At 58.0% G+C, this 23,141-nt stretch carries 26 protein-coding genes; 20 read left to right on the forward strand and 6 right to left on the reverse strand.

From position 1 onward, the window contains the following. The first annotated feature begins 236 nt into the window (after positions 1 to 236). Both LNV08_RS21980 and LNV08_RS21985 read left to right on the forward strand, forming a co-directional pair. Complete coding sequence (locus LNV08_RS21980) at positions 237 to 539, forward strand: helix-turn-helix domain-containing protein (RefSeq protein ID WP_263535893.1); 303 nt, start codon at positions 237 to 239, stop codon at positions 537 to 539. Positions 540 to 620: 81 nt separating this feature from the next. Then, positions 621 to 917, forward strand: a complete 297-nt coding sequence (locus LNV08_RS21985) for a helix-turn-helix domain-containing protein (protein ID WP_263535894.1) — start codon at positions 621 to 623, stop codon at positions 915 to 917. A 778-nt stretch (positions 918 to 1,695) separates the two neighbouring features. On the opposite strand, the gene LNV08_RS21990 is transcribed toward LNV08_RS21985, so the two are convergent. The 3 genes from LNV08_RS21990 to LNV08_RS22000 are packed head-to-tail and all read right to left on the reverse strand — an operon-like array spanning position 1,696 to position 6,531. Beyond that, the gene (locus LNV08_RS21990) at positions 1,696 to 4,038 is read right to left on the reverse strand and encodes a hypothetical protein (protein ID WP_263535895.1); all 2,343 of its coding nucleotides are present in this window, start codon (positions 4,036 to 4,038) and stop codon (positions 1,696 to 1,698) included. Next, the gene (locus LNV08_RS21995) at positions 4,031 to 5,488 is read right to left on the reverse strand and encodes a tyrosine-type recombinase/integrase (protein WP_263535896.1); all 1,458 of its coding nucleotides are present in this window, start codon (positions 5,486 to 5,488) and stop codon (positions 4,031 to 4,033) included. The genes LNV08_RS21990 and LNV08_RS21995 overlap by 8 nt, the downstream gene beginning before the upstream one ends. A 38-nt stretch (positions 5,489 to 5,526) precedes the next feature. Beyond that, positions 5,527 to 6,531 (reverse strand): tyrosine-type recombinase/integrase, encoded by a 1,005-nt coding sequence (locus LNV08_RS22000; protein ID WP_263535897.1) that lies wholly within the window; start codon positions 6,529 to 6,531, stop codon positions 5,527 to 5,529. 870 nt (positions 6,532 to 7,401) lie between these two features. On the opposite strand from LNV08_RS22000, the gene LNV08_RS22005 reads away from it, so the two are divergent. The 18 genes from LNV08_RS22005 to LNV08_RS22090 all read left to right on the forward strand — a co-directional run bounded on the left by LNV08_RS22005 (position 7,402) and on the right by LNV08_RS22090 (position 18,296). Further along, positions 7,402 to 7,599: a hypothetical protein gene (locus LNV08_RS22005; protein ID WP_263535898.1), complete on the forward strand. Its 198-nt coding sequence runs from the start codon at positions 7,402 to 7,404 to the stop codon at positions 7,597 to 7,599. A 3-nt stretch (positions 7,600 to 7,602) separates the two neighbouring features. Further along, positions 7,603 to 7,827, forward strand: a complete 225-nt coding sequence (locus LNV08_RS22010; RefSeq protein ID WP_263535899.1) for a hypothetical protein — start codon at positions 7,603 to 7,605, stop codon at positions 7,825 to 7,827. Between the two features lie 104 nt (positions 7,828 to 7,931). After that, positions 7,932 to 8,129: a hypothetical protein gene (locus LNV08_RS22015; protein ID WP_263535900.1), complete on the forward strand. Its 198-nt coding sequence runs from the start codon at positions 7,932 to 7,934 to the stop codon at positions 8,127 to 8,129. 3 nt (positions 8,130 to 8,132) lie between these two features. Further along, entirely contained in the window at positions 8,133 to 8,558 is a 426-nt protein-coding gene (locus LNV08_RS22020) for a hypothetical protein (protein ID WP_263535901.1), read from the forward strand. Further along, positions 8,558 to 10,336 (forward strand): replication endonuclease, encoded by a 1,779-nt coding sequence (locus tag LNV08_RS22025; RefSeq protein WP_263535902.1) that lies wholly within the window; start codon positions 8,558 to 8,560, stop codon positions 10,334 to 10,336. The genes LNV08_RS22020 and LNV08_RS22025 overlap by 1 nt, the downstream gene beginning before the upstream one ends. Positions 10,337 to 10,765: 429 nt before the next feature. Further along, positions 10,766 to 11,254, forward strand: a complete 489-nt coding sequence (locus tag LNV08_RS22030) for a hypothetical protein (protein WP_263535903.1) — start codon at positions 10,766 to 10,768, stop codon at positions 11,252 to 11,254. Next, the gene (locus tag LNV08_RS22035) at positions 11,251 to 11,937 is read left to right on the forward strand and encodes a hypothetical protein (RefSeq protein ID WP_263535904.1); all 687 of its coding nucleotides are present in this window, start codon (positions 11,251 to 11,253) and stop codon (positions 11,935 to 11,937) included. The genes LNV08_RS22030 and LNV08_RS22035 overlap by 4 nt, the downstream gene beginning before the upstream one ends. A 286-nt stretch (positions 11,938 to 12,223) precedes the next feature. Next, positions 12,224 to 13,063 (forward strand): major capsid protein P2, encoded by an 840-nt coding sequence (locus LNV08_RS22040; protein WP_263535905.1) that lies wholly within the window; start codon positions 12,224 to 12,226, stop codon positions 13,061 to 13,063. Between the two features lie 52 nt (positions 13,064 to 13,115). Continuing rightward, positions 13,116 to 13,517: a hypothetical protein gene (locus LNV08_RS22045; protein ID WP_263535906.1), complete on the forward strand. Its 402-nt coding sequence runs from the start codon at positions 13,116 to 13,118 to the stop codon at positions 13,515 to 13,517. A gap of 3 nt (positions 13,518 to 13,520) precedes the next feature. Next, positions 13,521 to 13,931 carry a hypothetical protein gene (locus LNV08_RS22050; protein WP_263535907.1) on the forward strand — a complete coding sequence of 137 codons (411 nt, stop codon included), beginning with the start codon at positions 13,521 to 13,523 and terminating at the stop codon, positions 13,929 to 13,931. A gap of 86 nt (positions 13,932 to 14,017) precedes the next feature. After that, positions 14,018 to 14,296, forward strand: coding sequence for a hypothetical protein (locus tag LNV08_RS22055; RefSeq protein ID WP_263535908.1), 279 nt, complete (start codon positions 14,018 to 14,020; stop codon positions 14,294 to 14,296). Further along, positions 14,296 to 15,495, forward strand: a complete 1,200-nt coding sequence (locus LNV08_RS22060) for a hypothetical protein (protein WP_263535909.1) — start codon at positions 14,296 to 14,298, stop codon at positions 15,493 to 15,495. Before LNV08_RS22055 ends, LNV08_RS22060 begins: the two co-directional genes overlap by 1 nt. Positions 15,496 to 15,497: 2 nt before the next feature. After that, positions 15,498 to 16,220 (forward strand): hypothetical protein, encoded by a 723-nt coding sequence (locus LNV08_RS22065; RefSeq protein ID WP_263535910.1) that lies wholly within the window; start codon positions 15,498 to 15,500, stop codon positions 16,218 to 16,220. Further along, positions 16,217 to 16,903 carry a glycoside hydrolase family 104 protein gene (locus LNV08_RS22070; protein ID WP_263535911.1) on the forward strand — a complete coding sequence of 229 codons (687 nt, stop codon included), beginning with the start codon at positions 16,217 to 16,219 and terminating at the stop codon, positions 16,901 to 16,903. The genes LNV08_RS22065 and LNV08_RS22070 overlap by 4 nt, the downstream gene beginning before the upstream one ends. Continuing rightward, positions 16,900 to 17,454: a hypothetical protein gene (locus LNV08_RS22075; RefSeq protein WP_263535912.1), complete on the forward strand. Its 555-nt coding sequence runs from the start codon at positions 16,900 to 16,902 to the stop codon at positions 17,452 to 17,454. The genes LNV08_RS22070 and LNV08_RS22075 overlap by 4 nt, the downstream gene beginning before the upstream one ends. Continuing rightward, positions 17,451 to 17,633 (forward strand): hypothetical protein, encoded by a 183-nt coding sequence (locus LNV08_RS22080; RefSeq protein ID WP_263535913.1) that lies wholly within the window; start codon positions 17,451 to 17,453, stop codon positions 17,631 to 17,633. Before LNV08_RS22075 ends, LNV08_RS22080 begins: the two co-directional genes overlap by 4 nt. Positions 17,634 to 17,829: 196 nt before the next feature. Next, the gene (locus LNV08_RS22085) at positions 17,830 to 17,970 is read left to right on the forward strand and encodes a hypothetical protein (RefSeq protein WP_263535914.1); all 141 of its coding nucleotides are present in this window, start codon (positions 17,830 to 17,832) and stop codon (positions 17,968 to 17,970) included. A 65-nt stretch (positions 17,971 to 18,035) separates the two neighbouring features. Beyond that, on the forward strand, positions 18,036 to 18,296 hold the full coding sequence (locus LNV08_RS22090) for a hypothetical protein (RefSeq protein ID WP_263535915.1): 261 nt from the start codon (positions 18,036 to 18,038) through the stop codon (positions 18,294 to 18,296). Between the two features lie 734 nt (positions 18,297 to 19,030). On the opposite strand, the gene LNV08_RS22095 is transcribed toward LNV08_RS22090, so the two are convergent. The 3 genes from LNV08_RS22095 to LNV08_RS22105 form a co-directional block, all read right to left on the reverse strand. After that, a complete protein-coding gene (locus tag LNV08_RS22095) occupies positions 19,031 to 19,750 on the reverse strand; it encodes a M48 family metallopeptidase (RefSeq protein ID WP_263535916.1) in 720 nt (239 codons plus the stop codon). Further along, on the reverse strand, positions 19,750 to 22,881 hold the full coding sequence (locus LNV08_RS22100) for a type I restriction endonuclease subunit R (RefSeq protein WP_263535917.1): 3,132 nt from the start codon (positions 22,879 to 22,881) through the stop codon (positions 19,750 to 19,752). Before LNV08_RS22100 ends, LNV08_RS22095 begins: the two co-directional genes overlap by 1 nt. A gap of 71 nt (positions 22,882 to 22,952) precedes the next feature. Beyond that, positions 22,953 to 23,084: a hypothetical protein gene (locus LNV08_RS22105; protein ID WP_263535918.1), complete on the reverse strand. Its 132-nt coding sequence runs from the start codon at positions 23,082 to 23,084 to the stop codon at positions 22,953 to 22,955. Between the last annotated feature and the right edge of the window lie 57 nt (positions 23,085 to 23,141).

A 23,141-nucleotide genomic window follows, 5' to 3' on the forward strand; every position in this document is an offset into this window, starting at 1 on the left:
AGTCCAAAGGGAAGCGTAAGTTTGTGGCGAGGCTCAGTGATGAACATTTTTGAAGTAACTTTTGTCGGTCATTGGCCGTACGGGCAAGCTTGCCATCTGGTTATTTAAAATACATAGTGTCTATTGAAGAGCCGTTCGTCGGCAACTGCTGGCTAAAACAGCCCCGCGCTAATTTTGGGGATAAATTCCCTTTCCGAATACGGAGTGTGTTGCGATACGTTCTGCCTGAGGGTCACATGCTCAAGTCAGTCCATAGCAGTCATAACGAAACATTTCTGAAACTCTTGCGCAGACGACGCGTGTCCATGGGACTCAGGCAAAAGGATCTTGCTGTCCGGATTGGACGTGGGCAAGGAACAGTGAGCAAGGTGGAACGAGGCGAGCGGCGACTCGACGTAATTGAGTTGCGGGCTTGGCTACGAGCGCTCGATCTCGACTTCGCAACGTTTGCTCGTGACCTTGACCAAGAGTTGCTCGCATTCCCCATTCCTGAGCTCAATATTCACACCCTGCCAGCACGTCGTCATCGAATCGTTTGATTCATCGTCGGTTCTTGCAAAAGGTTCTTTGTATTATTTAAAACGTGGCGAAATTAGGACTGATTTGGGACGCTCACTGGGATGCAATCCCGTCCCAAATCTGCCCCCGCCAGAGGCCGCCCCCGAGGCTCGAAGAGCTTCCACGTCAATGTGGCCCAGGCGTTCGGCTCAATCGTGCGTGAAGGTCGTATCGCGCAAAACATCTCTCAGGAGGACATGGCCCACATGGCACAGATGGAGCGCTCCTATTTCGGTCGAATAGAGCGCGGCCAGAGTCAACCCACACTGTTTGTCATACTCAAGATCGCAAGTGCTCTTGGTGTTGACCCTGGAGTCCTTGTTGGCGTGGTTGGCGAGGCTCTTGACAAGCCTGAATGAGATCGGAACGCGGCGTTTCACAAGCGCTATGGCGTCTGTCAGAAGCTGACGGAGGTGTCGCAGATTGCTTGGACGTCCATTGTTTGGAGATATACACCAAACATGCGACTCTCTTCGGCGGTCCGACAACGATCGATTTCATGCTCGGCAAAGCAGCTAGTTGGACTCATTGCAGTTGCTGCCTATCTAGAGGGGCAACTCAGCTTGGGTATTTCATGACGTCTGGCATTGCCTTACCTTTTAACTTCCCCCTTTCTTGCTCGAGGCCTTGTCTATTGAAGTCTGCTTCGCACTGACAGGGTCTTGAACTTGGCCAGAGTGCAGACGCTGCGGAATTGTTGCAACTTTCCCTGACAGCTCAGGAGGCAACGCCCCCTGGCGATGTAACCGGTCTCGAATGTCTGCGTAGGACTTGTAAAACGTGAGCAACTTGGCCGTACCGCCCAATTCCGCCATAGCCCGAACCATGGCCAAGTGGCTAGCAACCCTGGCCGCCTCATTCACTTCCAGCTGTCGAATCCGAGCTTCCCCCGACTGAAGCTTCTCCGCAGCAACCTTTGTCCCGCTTCGTCTGACGTTGCCGGCGAATGTTCGCAATTCTTTCTGCTTTTGCTGTGCGGCCTCAAGCAAGGCTCGGCGCTGGGGGTGCCTCGTGTAGTCGGAGGCATTGTTCACGCAAGAATGCGCCCTAGACAGGGCCCTGGCGGTAATGTCCTCGTCCCTGTCGAGCATAGCCGCAAGAAGAGCACAGAGTTCCACGTGAGCGGGGTCTCTCGTCTTACGCGCCATGCAAGACGCTCCTTCGATGGTTTGTAGTTGTTGACAGATCCGTTCCAGTTGGGAATACGGGCTGGCCGGGCAGGGTGGCCATCAACGCTTCGACACCGGCCAATCGCACCGAGGCATGGGCGATTTGATTTGCCTTGCCTATGGACCCTTCAGGCTTCGCCTGAGCATGGTCGAGCGCCGTCTTCAGTCGGCCGTGCAAGGTGATGATGTTTTCCTGATGTTCTGGCAGGTTAGTGGCTGACAAATGGCGGCAGCCAGTGAAACACTCCAAGTGCTTGGGGCAGGGGTCCACGGTGAACGAATTCAAGCACGTGCCATAGGGCGTCGCATGAAACCCGTCCGCTTCGGCGGCCAAGAAACGTAAGGCGGCAACGTCCCCTTCTTTCAGCTGAATGCTTTTGAATTCCTTGACGACAGGGCCATTTGCCCGGCCAGCCATGATGAGTTTTGCCACGGTGGCGGCCTTATTGGCGCCGATGAGCAAGTCCCACTCATCGGGCAGCTCAATTTCGTCCAGTTCTTCAGCCAAGCTACGGTGGTCGTATACATAGCTCTGCGTGACGCTGCGTCGGTTAAATCGCTTGGTAATAATGGTGTCAGCGACACCGAGTCTAAACAGCTCTGTGTTCTGAAGGTGGCGAAATGAATGGGTTTTCAAGCGTAGCGCTCGGTCTTCGCCGGATTGCCCGTACAGCGAAAACAGCGACTGCTCTTTGTAGTTGTCGGCACCTAAGCAACGCAAGAGCATTTCCTCGTCCGCAATTCCAATTGCATAGGTGAGGGAAGGGTCGAGCACTGTCTGCCCTCGGCCGGCACCAACGGCGCGTTTGGGCATCAGGAACAGCATTTCCCAGGGCGCAATCGTTGTGCCGTTGTCGAGCGTCAGAGGCGCCAAGTCTGAGAGCTTGGTCTTGAGGTGTTCGGCGAGGTAGGCCTCGACATCAGAAACAAGCAAGACCGTGCCTCGAACACCCCTGCCGGGTCCAGGCGTTCCATCGATGTTTCGGGGAGCCAACCCGTTTGCGCGCCGCTCTGGGGAAAAGTACCGACTGATAGTCGCGGTCAATGACGTTGACGTGGACTGAAGGTGCTTCAAATCAGCAAGTTCCGTGAGGTCCATTGTTTCTGCATATCGGTCCAAACAAGCCTGAACACCTTCAGGGTAGGGCTCCGCCGCCCACACTGGATTCCCCGTCAAGTGCCCATACATTTCAACTGAGTCAACGAGTTGGTCGAGCTCATACATGGGCAAGATTCGGCCAGTTTCGAACTGTGCCTTGATCGTCTTTCGAAGGGGGGCAGTCAGGCGAGCCACCTCGTCAAGATTGCTCTCCAGCACGTCCCGAAACATATCCGGAACAAATTGCGTTTCTTCATAGAGCAGGTTCGTACCCTGCTTCTCAGCGAAATGCCGCAAAGACAGGGTCTCGGAGATGCCACCGACCTCACTGGCAGGCCGACCAGCATCATCGACATAGGCCCGGGTCCGTTTCCAATCCAAAGGGAGCAGGGAGACCTCACCAATCCGCAGGCCCGTAATGAGCAAGACCTTGACCATGGCAAAGCGCAGGGCGTCACTTAGATTCCGAGGTTGTTCGGTGAATACGATTCGAATGAGCTCCCAGAACGCCTTCCGCTCAGGAAGCTTTTCCTCAGACTTTCGCTCAGATAACGTTGTTTTGAGCTCGGCCTCATTTTGCGCAAATCTGGCTCTTACTTTGGTTGCCTTTTCAGGTCTCGATACCAACGTACCCATAGGACAAGCGTCAAACAGGTGCAAAGGGTCGATGAGGCTCGTAAGCAACCCTAGTAAAACCACTGTCCGACCTTTTGAGACTTGGCACTCGTCGGAAATTTCGCAGGTCAGGCGCACGTCATCTGCCGTTACAAGCCATGGAGCCTTCCCCGACACGGTGGCCAGGAAGCGCAGGGCGCTAGCCGCTTGGCTGATGTACCCAACCCCCTTCTTTTTGACAAGTACATGCTCGACCGAAAACGCTTTTATCAAGTCCTGCCAGGCCAAAGAAACCGGTGAAATTTTTTTGCCTGGGGGCAACAAACCTCGTTCAATCAGCTTCGCAACAGCGTCATCACATTCGCTGAACAAGCGAAGTACAGCACCCTTAGGCCGGCCGTCCTTGGTCATAACACGCAAGTCCCAAACATGCTCTGGTATGGCCTCGCACTTTTCGTTCAATTCCATTTCCCAACAGAGCCCGGAATCACGAGCGATTCGCTTGCTCTGGTCAATGAAAGCCTCGAAATTTTTGTTGACGCCAGCCACAGCGGCTACGGCTTGAACAGGGAATTCAAAGGGGAGGGGCCTATTCATCAGAACCCTTCAGTTCCCGAAGAACGCCCTGAACCTCAGAAATCGTACGCTGCAGCTGCAAGTAGGCGGGGGACTCCTGCTCACCCCGACCGCTGTCTTTGTAGAACGTCACAACGCTGCGGAAGTCCGTCAGCACTTGCTCATGAAGAGCAACGTCCCGTACTGGCATGAATTTCGGGCAGCCGTAGCATGACGAAATGGGATTGAGTTCGCAGCTCGGCTGACCGGTAGTGCAGCCCCCGATGCCAGCAATAGGAATTCCATGAGGTACGCCCGCCACCTGCTGGTCGCCTCGCAACGAGGCCAATTCGTCTGGAGAAAGGAATTTTTCTCCGGCTATTTTGGCCACCGTTCGATAGGTTTCAGACACGCCAAGTGCTTTGTTCACCAACTCGGCCTGATTGGCTGAATGGGCAAAGTACACATTTGAGGTTCGCAGGCTTGAGTGGCCCAGGGCTGCCGCTAGGTCTTCATGACTCGCGCCAGCGTCAACCAGCCGTTGTGCCATCGAATGGCGAAAGTCGTAGGCCGTACGGTTGCCATCGGGGAGGATTTTAGCAATTCTTGCTATCAAAGCCGTGCTTAGCGTCCCAACTTTGGCGAATCCAAAGAAAAATGCCCCTTCACCCTCGGACGCCCGACGCTGCATGAGCGCCACGAAAAGCGGCGCCCATTCACGCTTGACCTTTCGGTTGAGGCGTAGGCTCGCTAGGGCCGGGTCCCGTTGCTTCAACATCTTGAAGGACAAGAGTACGGTGGCGCTGCCGTCTACCTCACTGACGCGCACGGAGCAATCTTGCTTTCGTAACATGGCGAGCTGCTTCGGCCGCATGCCAAACTGGTATGAACTCACAAGAAGACATGCCAGTTCAATGTCCGACTGTCCAAGGTCAAACGCCCGGCTCGCCTGGTCGTCAATCCAGCGAACCAGCCGTGCTTCCTCTTCAATGGTGACAAAGCAATCGCCGGCACGCACGGTGGAATATCGGTCCCGAGCTTTTAAGGGCAGGGCTCTGGATACAAAACTGACGTGTAACGGACACCATGGCCCAAACCTCATACGGCAGAGGAAGCCCAACAGCCCTCGTAAGGACGCCAGCGCATCAGTCGAATATTTGGCGACCAACTCTCGCCAGTTCCGACGCATGGCCAACGGCTCAGACAGGGCTGCAGCCTCAATGTCCGCTGAAGCGATACCTGTAAGCAGGTCAAAGTACGACACAACGGTGCTCGGCATCAGGTCCTGGATTGAGAACAGTAGATAGGCACGGATGAGCGGCCGAATTCGAATATCTAGCCGAGCAAATTTCAGGGTGTACCGCTGGCCAGAGACATGAAGGACCATCGAGTCCAAGCATTCTGCAGGTTTCAGCGTTCGAAGTTGCTCATCAAAATCATCTTCATATCGGATGACGCTGGGAAGGCGGGGTAAGCCATTGAGTGCATCCAAGAAGGCGTCAGATTGGATGTGCCGAACTGTCCCGGCGGTCAAAGTGGCAAGGCTTTCAAGAATTCAAGCCGGTCGTCGAACTGGTCGGCCAAAGTTTCATTGAGCCTCTCATCCATGGCTGCTTTTGCGTAATGAAGGGGCATCAAAGAATTTTTCGACCAACCAAAGTAGCTGCGAAGGTGCGCCATGGCCTGTTCTGGGGATTTGCCTGCGGAAAGCAACTGCTTCATTCGAACGACAGCACAGGTGTGCCGTAGCGCATGGGGGGTAACAAACAAGGCATCTGTGTACTTGAGTAAATCGGCCCTGGCTCCAGTTGAGAGTGCGCCAGACAGCCTTCGAAATGCTTTGCCAACGCCCGCTAAAGACAGTGGCTTTCCTAGCATGCTACTCAAAAAATAGTCGTGATTTACTTTACCTCGGTAATTTTCAGCATAAGCAAGAAGCACGCCGGCTGTTGTATTTGTAACGGGAATTTGTCGAATCGAATCAGCGGTCTTGATACTGGGCTTTGAGAGCCTTGGATCATCCTCAGCTTCGTTGGTTCGAACTATTAAGAGCCACCGGGTGGCGCCAGTCTTGGGGTCTCGCTGAGAAACTGGCGTGCTTGCGCTGAGCGTCAAGGCCTCACCACGTCGAAGCCCCTGATTCAGCAGCAAGACAAACAGGCTGTACACGCGCCATTGTGTGGCCACCTGGTCAAAAGGGTTTCGCGCTGAGCCAGGGGTCACAACCTCCATTATTTCCAACAAGACGGAGGCAGGAATCGCTCTTGGCTTTAAGTTGAAGCGTTTCTTAAGTGGTCGAAGCCCAATATAGAGGCGGTCCAGAGCGGCGATTCGTTCACGGATATCGGCCATACGATGAGCCATGGCTGGGTTTCGCTCCAGTCGCTCACAAGTGTCTCGGACAAAGAGAAATGCCGTCTGCCATCGAGTTTGTGACGTGCTCTTTGGGCTTGGAACGTTCAGCAGTGACACGAAGAATGCTTCCAGCATGTTCCCAAGCGCTTCAAGATCAAGCGCGGCAATTGCGTCGTCCAAGACCCCTCCAGCATTTTCAGTGTGCGCGTACAGCGACTCAATGTCCGATAGTTTCCTTTTTAGGGTCGAAGTCGCTAAACCGGCTCCGTGAAAGATTGACCAGACCGATGCCCAATACCTAGGCAACATTTGGTCGTCAACCAGAACTGGTTTTTGATGTGGGAGTGTGAGGAGCATTTAACGCAACAGTGAAAGGTAGTCATTGTGCAGGAATCTGTTGCTTATTTTTCGGATAACGCAACACCAGCAAAGGTAGTTGCTCTATCGACAATGTGTATTTTGCCGGTCAGCGAAAAACGCTCAGAACCTCGATAAACACTGGCGAAACTCCCGTTTGGCCTATGGGACAAAATGTCCCAAACTTGCGTTTTTAGTGTGCCTGGGACGCTGGGTTAGACGCCTCAAGCCGAGTAAGTAGCATTTGCCACACTTCGCGGTCTGAATCCGTGCTTGCTCGCTCCAAATTTACCCATGCGACAACCGTCGCTGCATCGAGGCCGCAAAGCTCGCCAAGCCGCATGGCTACAGGGTTTGCGGGCACTGTCCTGCCTGCCCGATAGTTGCAAATGGCGTTCGGATGGATGCCAAGAATTTTGGCTAAACGGTAGTCGGAAACGTCGCCTTGGCGCTGCTTGGCGACTTCGATCAAATCGACGGTTGAAAGCACTGAAACCCCCCGGTTTCGTCGCTGAATTGCGACAAAGTGAACTGTATACCCTACATCAAACAGAGGGTAGGGCAAACACTACGTTTGATATACAACGTGGCGTTTGATAACGTGCGCCTCGCTGACCGGGTTTTTAAGTCTTGCCTCCCCCGGTTCCCCCGGTCAGCACCTTGACCGGGCGGGCCAATGAACGGGGGTTCGGTATGCGTTACACGATCAATTTGATAGGCCAAGACGATCCGGCGACCATCAAAGCCGAGGCGGGCCGAGTCTTGTTCAATGGGCGGGCAATCCTGCCATTTGAGGCCGCAATGCTGGGCGATGCGCTGAACGAATGCGCCGACCAAGCCGAAACACTCGCAGCGCAAGCGGCGGCGGCACTTCAACCCGTAGAGGCTTGAGCCATGAAGCCGGACACACAGCGTTTTGTTATCGAAGTTCACGAATTTAAAGACAACAGCCTGAAAAAATGGGTCAGGGCAGTCGGCCGCAAAGGGCCGCAATATTACGTTTGCTGGACGCGGGCCGCGGCGTGTGAAATGCGGGGCGGCATCGCTGAAAGATCGCTTGCGGAGCTGGCGAAAACAGCGGCGGCGGCGGGGCACACTTTGCGGATAGTTCCAGCATGAGCGGGCCGCTTTCATCCACACTCGCAAGCGCGGCGGTGCGTCACGCTGCAATGGCCCAATGCCATGCAGTAATCAAAGCCTGGGCGCCGAGCAAGGCGCAAAGCTTGCCCGCCAAGACCTGGGCGGCTATTCCAGAGCGCACGCGCTTGACCCTGGTAATGATCGCGGCAAGTCAACCGGGCGAGCCGGTACGGCTGGCGCGGCAGCCGTGGGCGAGCTTTTCCGAAGCGGATCAGTGCGCAATGGCGGCGGCGGCGCGTGTGCTGCTGAAAGACCTACGCAACGCGGCGAGCTTGTTCTAAGCCATGAGCAGCGGAAAAAGCGCGGTTCTTGCCCGCCTGTATGTCCCTTGTGATTTTGCGGGCTACAGGACAAACATCGAGGCGCATCGGTGGGGAAATACCGTTACATCGGCGTTTGTTGTGCTGGGGCGAGAGCCTGAACACATCGAATCGTTGCGGGTGCGTATGGGTCCGCACGTGCTTATGGATTTTTCCAGCGTGACAGATCCAGAGACAGGCATTAAGACAACCGGTGGACAGTTGGCGGCGTGCATGTCGGCCTACTTTGGCCGGCGTGAGCTGGGAGGATTTCGCCTACCGATGGCCGACCTTCCGGGCCAGGGCGTGGCAATACCGATCAACTGGAGCCTATCGCTTGAAATTGGTTTTTGCGCTGACATGCCGGCCGGCAAGACCTTTGTTTTTCAAGAATTGATCGAGCTGGGCTGATGCCTTACAGCGCCGCACAAATCCGGTCCTTGAAAGCCGAGGCCGACGCGCCGCACTATGCGGAGGCGAAGCGCCGCGCAGAGTTCGCGGACGCTATGCGCTGGGCCGGCGCCAAGATCGACACGGCTTTGCACAGCATCACCGGCCTTGAGCCCGATTGGCAATTGCGGGCCGTCGCCAAAGCGCGGGCGGCGGCAATGCTTAATCTGATCCGCGACTATGAGCAGAAGATAACGCCGGCCTGGATCAATGAGCAGGTAACGCTCTTACAGGCGGCGCCGCTTGCGTTCAAATGCGGCACCGGCCGCGATGATGAGCAGTTGCAAGCAATGGTGAAGCGGGCGACTTGCCATTTGTGGTGGCGCCGCCAGCTTCGACGCGCCGCCGTAAGTACGAGAGAAACGGCCGCGATGCACGCGGGCGAAGTCTGCGCAAGGCGCCGACAGCCTTACGTAACGAACGATACGGTTCGACGTTACGAGCTGGCCGACAAACGCAATAGGGAAATGCTGGAAGCGACAGAGCTGGAAAGCGCGGACGGCGAAGTCATAAACCTGCTGCAAGCCGTAGAAGCCAGTACGGCAAACAAGGCTATCCGGCGCGGTGAGCTGATGACGCGCATACGGGGCGCCGAAGAATGGGCCGAGGCGCGGGGCATGGTGGGCTTGTTCACGACGAACACCACACCGAGCCGCTTTCACTCGCAACTGATGCGGGCCGGCGCCAACCCAAAGCACGACGGCAGCACGCCGAAGGATGCGCAGCAGTGGTTATGCAAGACCTGGGCGCGAGCGCGGGCGGCATTGCAGCGGCGCAAGGTGCGGGTTTTTGGCTATCGCGTGGCCGAGCCGCATCATGACGGATGCCCGCATTGGCACATGCTCCTATGGTGCGACCCGGCACAGGTGCAACAGTTGCGCGAAACAATCCGGGCCTATTGGCTGGCCGATGCCGGCGACGAACCCGGCGCACAGGAACACCGATTCAAGGCCAAGGACTTAGACGCGGGCGGCGCCGTTTCGTATGTCGCCAAGTACATATCCAAGGGCATAGATGACGCCGGACAGATCGGCGCCGAAGGCCACACCGACGAGCGCGGCGGCGAACAGGCTGAAATGTTCGACGGCAACGCGAACAGGGTCCAGCGATGGGCCGCAGCATGGGGCATTCGGCAATTTCAGAGCATCGGGCAACCCCCGGTTACGGTTTGGCGCGAGTTGCGGCGGGTCACTGACCAAGCCGCACAGGGCGCGACTATCACGGTACAGGCCGCACATGCGGCAGTCAGCAAGACCAGCGGGCGCCGTGCGTGCTGGCGGGCCTACATGGACGCGCAGGGCGGCGCCATGCAAGGCCGCGCATACGCCGTGCGCGTGCTGGACGATGGCGAGCCGAGGGAAGGGCGCTACGGCACGGAATACCGGCCGCGCCCGGTGGGCGTGTTTGATGTGGCCGAGCCGGATCAATGGATTTTGAGCAACCGGCGCGAATGGAAAGCGCGGGGAGCCTGGGCCGAGTCGGAGCGGGTCCAGCTGCGCGGGTGGTTGTGGGCTGAGGCAAGGCCGCAGGCCGCGCAGCCTTGGACCCGTGTCATTAACTGTACGCAGGGGCGCCAGCAGGGCGCCGACCTGATGAGCCTAGGGCTAGTCGGGGCATTGAGAAAAGAGCCGGGGGCGGCAGTAAATCAACAGGAAACCTATGAAACGCACCCCCCAAACCATCGCGGCCGAAGCTCGGGCCCATTTGACAAACGCCAGCTTGGCATTTGTCCCGGTTAACGTTGTCAAATCGGCAGAGCTGGCCGTTGAATTCATGGAGAGCACAGTAGCGGCGCTGGACTCGGCCGGCATCCTGCCTCAAGACCCGCCAGCACCAGAACAAGCGGCGGGCTGACCGTGGCGGCCGAGACAATCGGCCGCTGCAAGTGTCCGGTTTGCGGCGGGGCGGCGCGTTTGAGTCTCGCCAAGTCGCAACTGTCGGTTATCACTTGCAACGGTTGCAACTTCCAAGGATTCGCACGGTCCGACCGCAGCGACGAAAAATTGCGGGCTTTGCTCATCGCAGAGCCGGCCGCAGCCGCGCCAGCAGCCGCACCGGCACCGACGCCGGCACCGGCCGCAGCCAAACCGCCAACACCGGCACCAGCACCAGCAGCCGAGGCGCCAGCAGCGGCGCGGGCGAGCTGGGGCATTTTTGGAGGCTGACCCATGCCCCCCGATCAAGAAATTCAAGACAAACAACCCGCCGACCTGGGCGCCGACCTGGGCGGGCTACTGTTGCAGGCCGAGGCTATCGAGGGCGCCAATGCACCGCCTGACCCGACACAGCAGCAAGCCGCGCAAGTGGCGGCCGTGGTCGAGAGCACAGCGGCAGAGCTGCAATCTGCGCTTGAGCTGGTGCGCATGATGGCGGCGCCGCTTATGAGCTGGTGGCCGGAATTCGGAACGGTCTGGAACGACCGCACATTGCAGGAAATCAGCGCAGGCGGCGCGGCCGTTATGGAGCGCCACGGCTGGACGGTGGGCGATGCGTTCTCGAAATTCGGGCCCTATATCGCGCTGGCCGGCGCGACCCTGCCGCCTGCCCTTGTGACCTATCAGGCCATCAAGCTGAACAGCGCCGAGCAGCGCCGCCAGCAGCAGCCGCAGCGCCGACAGGCGCCGCAGCATGAGGACGCGGAAGGGGTCAGGCCGTGAGCGTCACCAACCGCGCCAAAATCGAAGCCTACATAGGCGCCAGCAGCAGCGGCAAAGGGGTAAGCATTAAGCGGCGCCTGGATGAGCTGAAGCCGCGGCGCTTGCTCATCTGGGACCCTCGCAACGAATACGGCAAAAGCGGGCCGGGTTACGACAGCTTGCCCGCCTTGATCGGCGCATTCAAGCACGCCAAAGGCGGGCCGGTGCGGGCCCGATACGTGCCTGGGGCGAATATGGACCTGGGCGAAGCGTTCGGCATCGTCTGCAAGCTGGCATTCCAAGCCGGAGACTTGGTGTTTTTGGCCGAGGAGCTTTCAGACGTTACAAAACCGAGCTGGGCGCCGCCAGCGTGGCGCCAATGCCTGACGCAAGGCCGGCACCAAGCATTGCACATCATCGGCGCGGCGCAGCGGCCGACCCTGATAGACAAGACGTTTCTTGCGAATTGCACCCTTGTTCGATGCCTGACCCTGGGCTATGCCGAGGACCGTAAAACAATGGCACGCGAGCTGGACGTTGGCCAAGCGGCCATAGACGCGCTTTATGTGACCGAAACCGACACGCTGACGGTGATGGCTTACTTGGAGCGAGAGCGCCGCAGCAAGGAACTTACAGCGGGTCACATGCAATTCAAGGCCGGCAAATTCAGCGAAAAGCGTACACCTCACGCCGGGGCTACGTAGCGCCTACGTACAGGCGGCGGGCCTATGTACAAACGGCGAAACCGGGTTTACTGGCGGTGTTCTTTTCACCCACACTTCAAACCAAGGAAGCCGACCAAATGAAAGCCCATATCAAAAACGCCGCGATGACTACCGGCATTGTTCTGTTGACGATCTACGCATTGCGCCAGATCAGCATGACGAAAAATCTTGTCGATCGCGCCTTGAACGGCTGACCGACAAACACGCGGGCCGCATGGCCTAACTTCAAATCGAGCCGGGGGGCACGAAGAAGGAAACAAACGCCATGCGCGCTATTCGCCTCCCACAATTCCAGAACGTCGGCCCAAATCAGCGGGTTTCTATTCGCCTCCCCCTGGGTGTTTGCTACGAGAAGATTTATCTTCAACTCGGGACCAACATTCTGACCACGTTGATTACGAATATCGTCCTTCGGATCAACAACAAAGAAGCGCAACGCTGGAACAGCGCCGCCGACATGATCACCGGTTTGAATGCCTATAAGGGCAACAACACAGCCAGTACCTCATTCTTGACGCTCGACTTCACCGAGGGCAGCGCAAAAGAAGAGGTAGGCATGAAACTTGGGACCATCGCTGCAACCCAAGAGGCCGGCGTTCAAGAATTCACGCTTGAGTTTGACCTAGGCACCTACACGGTAGTTGGTGGCTCAATCATCACCGGATGGGCAGATGTTGAACAGCCAAGCGCAAACGGTGTTATCCAGCGCGTGCAAGTGGCTCAAAAAGTCATCGCAGCAGCCGCGCAGGAACAAATCTTTGTTCCTTTTGGCAAAAACGGCTACCAAGTCAAACGCATCATCATCAAGCACACCAATCTGTCCAGCATTCGTGTTCGACGGGATGGCGTGGACATTTACGAGGACTTGCCCGTAGCTTTGGCAAATCAGCGTTTGACCGACTTCAAGCGCATTCCTCAGGCCGGCTATCACGTGTTGGACTTCATGCCCGACTCGCTGCAAAGCAACGCCTTCAACACGGCATTGATTCGCGGCGCGGACGGTAAGCCCATTCCGGTGGAAAACTTGGATATTCGCGTGACCACTTCGGCCGCCGACACGCTGACGGTCTACACCGAAGCCTATAGCCTCAACTCGCAGTTGTGATGCCGGTGCGGGCGCCCAAGCGGCGCCCGCCTGGGCATTTTGAAAGGACGCTATGAGCGCAAGAATCGACAACATGATGAGTCCGACTGATGACGCCGCCTATACGGGCAGCTACAACGACAGCGCGGGCGCCTGGGACATGGGCGGCGCAACGCCGGATCAGTTCGAGGCCGCACAGATGCAGCCGTTTACGCCTGGATCAAATCAGGGAGTTCCTTGGTGGCAAGGGATCATCGGCTATGGCATCACGCGAGCAATTGACAACCGCTATGGACCAACGCCAATTCAGGGCAATGTTGCGGCGGGCAGCTTCGCCGGACAAAACGGCCGCAGCTACTACCAAGCGCCAAACGGCACGCGGGGACAAGTGCCCCAGAGCCAGCAGCAGGCCGGGACGAATCCGCTTGTGTTGCTGGGCGGGCTTGCACTCGCCGCGCTCGCGTTCGCGGGCTGACCAATGGCTAACGGCATCGCAGCCGGCGCACAGGCCGGGGCGGCTTTTGGGCCTTGGGGCGCAGCCGTGGGCGGCGCATTGGGCGCCGCCACTGATATGGCAAGCGCGGCAATGGGCGGGCCATTCATGGGCGGCACTTCGCACGCCACATACGGCGATGTAGACGTAGATCATTCTGGTTGGTCAGTCAACGTCGGCAGCGGATCGGCAACGACCGACAACGCACAAACCAAGACCAAGCGCAAAGAGCAGGCGGCAGTGCGCGACCAATTCGCGCAGGGGATCGGCTACGGGCCTCCGTGGGCTGATGACGTTATGCCGGCCGCGCCAATGCAGGCCGGAATGAACAACTACGCGATTTTTTTCCTAGGCGGCGCGGCGCTGGTGATGCTCATTAAGAGGATGCGCAAGTAATGGGCAGCTTGAGGCCAGCAACCGACCGGGCCGCAGCCGTTGAACGACTGCGGCCGGTGGAACGTCACGCGCTGGAAGGCGCGACCGTGGCCGATATGACGGCCGGCTGTTTGATGCTAGACATACTCGAAAACGGCCGCGCCGTGGGCGCCGTCGCGCTCGATATTGTCGGCAACGTGGCGACCATCACGGCAACAGCGCGGGACGGCGAGCTAGGGCCGGATGAGCTGGCCCAACTCGAGACAATCGCAAGGCGAGAGGGCGCCCACACCCTCAAATTTTGGACGCGCAGGCCGGCGCTTGTTCGATCAATGCAGCGGGCCGGCTTTGAGCTGGTAAGCGCAGAAATGGAAAAGGCCATTTGATGGGATCAAAAAGCAGTCAGGCCAACAGCCAGCAGTCAACGCAAAACTACGATCAGCGGCAAACCAACATCACCGATGACCGCGACACAACGAATATTTACGACTGGAGCGACCACAGCACCCGCACAAATCTGAACAATCAGCAGAGTTGGGACAACTCAATCCGCGTTTCTGACAGCTCCGACCGGCGCCAGAGCTGGACGGACAACAGCGACCGCAGCAGCCGCCAGAGCTGGACGGACAACAGCGACCGCAGCAATACGCAGAGCTGGGACAACTCAATCCGCGTTTCTGACAGCTCCGACCGGCGCCAGAGCTGGACGGACAACAGCGACCGCAGCCAGGACAACTCGATACGAGTTTCTGATAGCTCGGACCGGCGCCAGAGCTGGACGGACAACAGCGACCGCAGCCAGGACAACTCGATACGAGTTTCTGATAGCTCGGACCGGCGCCAGAGCTGGACGGACAACAGCGACCGCAGCTACAACGACAGCAGCGACCGCAGCACGCACCAAGCATTTGATAACTCGATACGTGTAAGCGATGACAGCGACCGGCGCCAGAGCTGGACGGACAACAGCGACCGCAGCTACAACGACAGCAGCGACCGCAGCACGCACCAAGCATTTGATAACTCGATACGTGTAAGCGATGACAGCGACCGGCGCCAGAGCTGGGCCGATAACAGCTCAAGGTCTGACAGCTCTGATAACTCGATACACGTAAGCGATGACCGAGATTGGTATGACGCAAGGTCAGACAGCAGCCAGAGAAATACAACTACGGTTAATTGGACCGGCACGGATGCCGGAGCGGCCGAGCTGCTGAAGGGGATAAGCAAAGACCAAACGGACGGCATCAAAACAATTGCCGGGTTTGGAGATGATGCATTGCGGCGAATGGGCGACAACGCGACCAGCGTATACGCGACGGCCGGCAGCAATGCGACACGTGCCTTTGACTTGGCGACCGCTCGCAGTACGGATGCCTGGAGCGCCACAGTCGAAAAATCGACCGGCTTGATTGACTCGCTGCTGAAGGGCGCAAACAACACGGTAAACGCAGCGCGGGACATATCGCAAAGCGCAATTACCAGTTTTCAACCCGCAGAAAACAAGGCCCAAGACGTTGGCCTAAAACTCGGCATGATCGCGGCGGCGGGCGTGGCCGTGCTGATGCTGACAAGGAAAAAATAAGCATGGAAAACCTACGAATCACACTCGCGGCCGGTGAAACAAAAGTATTTGTTAAGGCTGGCCGATACTTTGAAATCATTGATTCAACCGCAGCAGTTACCTTGGCGTTTTATGACTCGAACGGATCACAATGCGATGACGCGACGAACGTATTAAGTGGCTTCTTTTTCTCGGAAAGTTATGCGCAGTTCGACATTTACAGCGCAACGGCTCAAACGGTCGAAATATTTTTATCGTCAAGCGCGGCAGGTAGCAAGAGGCAACCGGGAATTGTGCGGGTTGTAGATGGAGAGAGAGATAAGGTTATTTCTGGCGTGTGTTTTAGGGGCGCACCCGGCAATTCGGGAAATGCGCCTGTTTGTCAATTATTCAATCCGGCCGGAAGCGGAAAAAATGTATTCGTTCAAGCTGTCAGGGCTGGCGCCTTGAATGCCGACAGTTGGGGAATCAGGACAACAACAACGCCGCACACGACAAGCCAGGGGCAGGGGCGAAATCTGGACGTAACGGGCGCAGATTCGGCGGCACAGATGCGCGTAGACGTAAACCCGACGCCGGCAAACCAAAGATTTTTGGCGAGTGGTTATATCGCGGCATCATCGGACACCGTAGTTATATTTCCGCGTCCGGTGATAGTCAGGCCGGGCTATGGAATAGATTTTTACGTCGGCGCGGCAGCTAACACAATCCGCACGAATTTTGAGTGGGAAGAATGGCCGTTATGACGCCAACCCGCGCCGCCATCATCGGCGCCGCCATCATCGGCGGCGCCTGGATGCTTGCCCGCGCAGCCGACCAAGCCGCAGCCTATGACGTTCAAGACGCGCCAAGCGCCGACCCGGCCGAGGGTTCGACCGTCCTCGACTTCGCAAACCCTTGGGGCGCCATTGAGCGCCAATATGACGCACACCAGACCGAGGCCGCGATGAGCAGCACCAACACAGCAGCCTTTTTGACCCTGATTGACTACAGCGAAGGCACAAGCAAGGGCGGGCGCGACCCGTATCGGACTTGCTACGGCTACCGCCACACAATCAACAGCTTCGCAGATCACCCGGCCGTCACCGGTGAGTGGTCCGGCGAGAGCATCGCCAACTTGGGCCCGCAATACGCGGGCCAAGTGTCCACAGCGGCGGGCCGTTATCAAATCATCAAACCGACTTGGCTGATGTGCAAGCGGGCGCTAAACCTGCCCGACTTTTCGCCAGATAGCCAGGACAAAGCGGCCGTTTACTTGATCCGCAAGCGCGGGGCGCTGGACGCTATCGAAGCCGGCCGCGTGGCCGAGGCCGTCGCCAAGTGCCGCCAGGAATGGGCAAGCCTGCCCGGTGCGGGCTACGGGCAACCAGAGCGCCGCCTAACTGCGCTGATTGACGCATACACAAACGCCGGGGGAGTCCTCGCATGATGAAGCTCGAAAGCATCAAATTCTTGGTGATCCTGGGCGCGGCCGGCGCGGCGGGCCTTTACATCTGGCAGCGCGGCGGCATCGCCCAAGCGGCAGCGGGCGCGGGCGCAGCAATGGGCGGCGCCGTGGTGGATGCAGCGGGCGGCGCCGTTACGGGCGTGGTCACAGGCGCAAGCCAAGCCGTAGGCATCCCGACGCCAGCACAAACCACAACGGACGCGGCCGTCGCTCGCTGGATCATCGACAACGCCGGCTATTGGGAAGCGTCGAAGTGGTGCGGCTTGCCCGCGCTGCTGAAGGGCGCCGCGATGGATGCCGGCACCGGATCGCCGCCGCCAGCTCAGAGCGCAGCGGGGCGCGAGTTCTTGAACAGGGCGCCGCCGCAAGCCAGCTACGACGAAACCGACAGACTCGCCAAACGCTACCCAAGCCCAAGCCAGAGCCAATATGAAACGGGCGGGCGCTACGCCGGCAGCGGCAGCGGCGCGGCAGATGAACGCAGCTTTTCCGACCTCTCAAACCCAAATTACAACTACTGGCCGACACCATGAAGAAAATCGCCCAATACATCGCCGCTCGCTTGCGTGAGCCTTCTACCTTGTCGGGCCTTGCGGCCGTGGGCGTGCTGTTCGGCCTGCCGGCCGGGACCGTAGACGCGGGCGCGGCCGTGGTGGCTGGCGCGTGCGCCGTGCTGGCCGTGGTCTTGCCAGATGATTGGGCAAGCAAATGATGCCGGTAACGGATGCAGGCGGGCGGGCCATCGTCGCCGCTTTGCTGGGCGCCGCGTTGGGATGGGGCGGTAATGCTCTCACGGTGGGCGGGCGCGTGTCTGCCATCGAGGCGGCGCTAGTCAGAATTGAGGCTAAGTTATACATGCAGGCCGTTATGACGCCGGCACCTGGGCAACAGACACAGGCGCCGACCAAATGAAGGCCGGCAGCTTGATGCCAAGCGGGCCGGCCGTGGTGCGCGAAGCCGTGACCGTGATCGCGGGCGCCGTGCTTGCCGCTTTCGTGATGTATCAATTTCCCGCCGTCAAAGCCTGGGTAAAACGCGCCTGGGAATGAGACACTATGGCCGGCGCATTTCAGCGTTAGCCAATTGGGAGATTGACAAAATGAAAGCTCTATTCATGATCGCGGCCGGCTTGATCCTGACCGCTTGCGGCGGCGGTGGCGGCAGTGATGCACCGGCAAAGCCGGCCGAAGCCTGCAAGGAAGTCACCAACACGACCGGAGACATTGTGGACAAGGCCGGCAAAGTGCTCATAGCCGGTACGTCGACAAAAGTCAGCTTGTGCTGCGCGACCGCGTTCAAGGTAACGACGACGCCGGATCAAGTGGGCAGCGATGGAAGCATCATGAAGGGCAATACAACCAACAGTTGCACCTGACCCGGCCTAGTCCAACGTCAAGCCCGGCGCCTTTCAGCAGGTGGCCGGGCTTGTTTCATTCGCCGCTCGATCGCGTGCGCCACGGCAGCAGGCGGCATCGAATGCCGGTGCGCCATAAGCGGGCTATTGGCCGAGCCAAAATCACCGAGCGCCATCAAGCGCAGCACGTCGGCTAGATGGGCTTCTGCCTGGGCCTGGGCACACCGGGCGAGCTGGGCCTGCAAAACGGCATCATTTACGGCCGCGCAGTCAACCAAACTACGGCCCCAAGTCGTTAGCCAAAACAGAGCGAGTCTTGCCTGAAGCGGCGCATCATCATCGCGGCACCATCGAGCCAGCGTGCGCCGATTGACGCCGAGCAGCGCGGCAACTTCGCCGCGTGTTGCGCGTAGGTTCTCCAAAATCTGGCAAATCTGCGGCAACTGTTGCGGTATTTGCTTGCTTATCATAATTTCATCCCTGAAATAAAGTTTTTTTTGTCTATTGACGAAAAGATTATGGGGGGTTAAGGCTTGACAAGACTTGATAAAAGCTGAACAAAACGGCCCTCAGAACTTTATCGACAATGTGTATTATGTAAAATTGCTCATGCGAAAAATACGGTCAAAATTGACCCGATGTCGGCCCCAAGGAATTTTGGTAACCACCCGAAAAATTTTGGTAACCGACCGCCTGGCCCGACTTCTCACCGGTCAAGCTGACACCTGGTCAATTCCAGAACCTTGAACTCGCGCTCACCTTGAATCGTCTATGCCAGCCCCCAGCGGCAACGCATTCAACTCCTTGCGCGCCTCCCGCCATTGCGGCCAATGCAAATCCAGCAACGCCACGAACCGGTCGCTGTGCGTCGGCTCCAGCAGGTGCACCATCTCGTGCACCACCACGTACTCAATCAGGTCCTTGGGCTTTTTGACCAACTCGGTGTTGAGTCGGATATTGCCCGCCTGGTGGTTGCAGCTGCCCCATTTGGTTTTCATGCGCTGCAAGAAGTAGCCAGAAACACGCACACCGAGCTTCAGCTCCCACTTGGCAACTAGCTTGGGCACCAAGGCATGCAGCAAAGACTTATGCCAGGCATGCATGACCTCGGCCCGTTTTGCCAAGTCATGACCAGGACGCATCGACAGCGTGATGCGCTTGTGGTCCAACTTGACGAACGGTTTCACGTTGGCTTCCACCACTGTCATCAAATGGCGCCGCCCCCAAAGCTCGTGGCTCTCGCGCTCTTGGAACTTGCGCGGTGTTTCACGCGCCTGTGCCTTCAGCGACTTTTGTTGCTGCCGAATCCAGCTCAGTTTGGAGATCGCATAGGCACGCGCCACCTCACTGCGGGTGCTGACGGGGGCCACCAGCGTGACGCGCCCGTCCGGCGGGTGCACGGTCAGATGCACGTTCTTCACGGCTTTGCGGACCAAGCTGATTTGCAATGTGCCCAAAAATATCTCTTCGCTCATCAATAGCCTGGCTGGTTCTTGATGATTTCGAAGATGGCCATGGTGGCAGCCTTGTTCTTCTTCATGATGGGGTGGATTGCATTCTTCACCTGAGCTTCCCGGGCCGGGTCTCCCCTCCAGCCCGCAGGCGCTTTCTCACGCACGGCCTTGTCCAAGGCCAAAGCCAAACTCAGGCATTCATCTCCATAGGCCGGCTCTGCTTCATGAGCCTCGGTCGCAGCATCAGCAGCTGACTCCGCAAGAATGCCAGGGAGGTTGTTGTAAAGCACGGCCGCCTCTCGGTTGCCCTTCAGCTCGGCCGGTAGCTTGTCATCGCCCTTCCCTTGCTTGCCCAATTGCTTGGCCAGCGCTTCGGCATCCCTCAGGAATTTTTCATAGCTTTCGGTGTCGTCAATCTTCTGCTGAATCAAATCCTCCAGCAGCTTGGACATCTGCTCGTAGAACTTGGGGTCTGTCAGCTGGTCGCGGATGATGGTCTTGCGGACGTTGTTGATGATGCTCTCGGCAATCGCATTGCGAGACAACTTGCCCTTCTCATTGAGCTTCTTGGCAATCGAGTCATGGATGCCGGTTTCAATGATCAATTCGGTCAACGACAGCGAGTTCAAGTCGCCCAACAAATCCGCCGGATCGGCCTGGATATAGGTGTTGATGAGGTGGCGCATGTCCGCCTCAAAAGGCTTGGTGTCCAGCTCTTCGCCGGAATGGTTCTTGATCGCCGCGCGCACCTCGGTATAAAAGGCTGTCTCTTTTTCGAAGGCCTCGATCTGGGCCGCACTGTAACCGGCGCCTTCCAAGTCCGAGGCCAAATCCGAATAGGCGCGAACATAGGCGGCCACCGCCTTATAAAAAGCAATCCGCAGCGGTTCGGTGTTGTCCAAGGCAGCCGCATCGGCCGCGCTGCCGCAGAAGTAAAGGATGTGTTGTTCAAGCCCCTGCGGCTGCTTCACCGGCGCGCATAGGTAAATCAGCGCCTCGCGTGCGCCGTCGAGCTTGGCCTTGCCCTCCTCGCGCCAGTCCTTCACGGTCACATTGCTGTCGTCGCCGCAGCTTTCGGTATCCAGCTCTTCCGAGGTGTAGACCGCAATCGCGTTCTGCACCTTGCTGAACAATTCTTTGTAATCAACGATGTGGCCGTAATCCTTGTCATCGCCATCCAACCGGTTGGTACGGCAAATAGCCTGAAACAGGTTGTGGTCGCGCAGCTCGTTGTCCAGATAGATGTAAGTGCAGCTGGGCGCGTCAAAGCCCGTCAGCAACTTGCTCACCACGATCAGCAACTTCAGATTGGCCGGTTCCTCGATGAAGCGCCGCTTCATCTCGGTCTCGTATTGCGTGGTGGTTTGCCCCGCCTTCAGCACATGCTGGGTGTAGGTGTCGAACTTGTAGCGGTCGTCGCTGTCCTTGGGCTCTTGCGAGATCGCGTTGTGGTTCGGCTCGAAGGACGTGATGATGCCGCAGTGCTTGCCGAAGTTCGTGTTCTGAAACAGCCGGTAGTAATGGCAGGAGTCGTAAATCGAGGCCGCCACCAAGATGGCCGTGCCCCGGTCGTTGCTCAGCCGTGGCCGCACGCCAAAGTCATGAATGATGTCGGCCATGATGCGCTGCTTGCGCTCGCCCGAACTCATCAGGTCCTCCATCGTCGCCCAGCGCCGGCGCAAAACGGATTTTTGGTAATTGTTCAGGCCCTTGGCCGCCTTTTCAAACCAGTCGTCCACAGCCTTCGGTGAAGTCAAACGCTGCGGCACCGCCCGCGCCTCGTACTTCAGATCTAGCACCACGCCGTCTTCCACCGCCTCGTGGAATTTGTAGGTATGGATAAAACTACCAAACACCTCGCGCGTGGTTTGCTTGTCTTTGCGCAGCAGCGGCGTGCCAGTGAAGCCAATAAAGATGGCGCTGGCCAGCCAGCGTTTCATCTGCTTGTTCATGTCGCCGCCCTGGGTGCGGTGGCATTCGTCCACAAACACGTAAAAGCGCCCCGCCACCTTGGGCGGCTCGCCCTTCAGGTCCGACGCATCGATTTTGTGGATCAGCGCGCACATCAAGCGCGGAGATGGCGATGCCAGCTTCTCCACCAGGTCCCTGCGAGACAGGATGCGTGGCGACGGCGCCTCGGCGCCAATCACCCCGGCGTTCTTCATAACGCCTTCAATCTGCTTGTCCAACTCATCCCGGTCGGTCACCACCAGGATGCGTGCCTCGGGGTCATGCTCCAGCAGCCACTTGGCAATCAGCACCATCAAGATGCTCTTGCCGCTGCCCTGGGTATGCCAGATGACGCCACCCTCTTGCCGCTTGATGCTTTCTTGCGCCGCCTTCACACCTTCAAACTGATGCAGACGGGGCACCTTCTTTTGGCCCGCATCAAAGATCACGAAATTGCGCATCAGGTCCAACAAGCGCTCGGGTGCCAAGATCTGGCTCAAGGGGCCGTCCAGCAACTCCCCTTCTGCCAGGTCTCCTGCGGCCGCCTGAGTTTTGTCGTGATGCTTCCACTCGACATAAAACTTCTCCGGCGTGCCCGTCGTGCCGAAGCGCAAGCCTTGCGAATCGCTGCCGGCCAGTACCAACTGCACCGTGCTGAAGAAACCCTGGTTGAATATCTCTTCCTGGTTGGTGATCAGTTGCCGGATGCCATTGGCCACATCCACCGAGCTGCGCTTAAGCTCCAGCACCGCCACCGCAATGCCGTTCACATACAGCACGATGTCGGGCCGGCGCTCATGGCCACCCTTCAGCGTCACCTCCTCGGCCAAAGCAAAGTGGTTGTTCGCCGGGGTCGCCCAATCGATCAACTCCACCGTCTTATGCGGTACGCCGGCCGCCACTTGGACCGGCACGCCGTAACGCAGCAACTGGTATGTACGCAGATTGGCCTGATAGGGCGTGATGCCGGTGGCGTCCGCCGCAGTCATCAGCTTTTGAATGGCTTGGGAGATATGGGCGTCGCTATACCCACGCTGCTTCAGATTGGCCGTGAGGTAGTCGGTTTCGATGCAGCGGTTGCCTTCGCGCTTGTTCCAGTCGCCCAAGTAGGCGTAGCCCAGGCCGCCTTCGGCCACATGGCCGGTGACTCGCGAAATTACGCGATTCTGGGTGCGTCGTTCCGGTCTAGGTGCGGTAACCATACTGTCTACTCCCTCCGCGTCTGTATTGCGCGTATTTGTTGGCTTGCTTGCCTACTTGGCCTTTGAGCCCATCAATCCAGGCTGTGGGCGCTTTCCAGAAATCCGCGAATTGCAGTATTGCTCCAAGCATCAGCCTCAAACAAAAGATGGTCCCGCACGATGTAACGAACGATGCCTTCGCGTACTTGCTTTGGTGTTTTCACTCTTCGCTCCCTGTTCGCGTAAAAAATGTCAGTTCTGTCTAATGATCGAATCGATTT

Source organism: Paucibacter sp. TC2R-5, assembly GCF_025717605.1.
Taxonomy (GTDB): domain Bacteria; phylum Pseudomonadota; class Gammaproteobacteria; order Burkholderiales; family Burkholderiaceae_C; genus Paucibacter_A; species Paucibacter_A albus.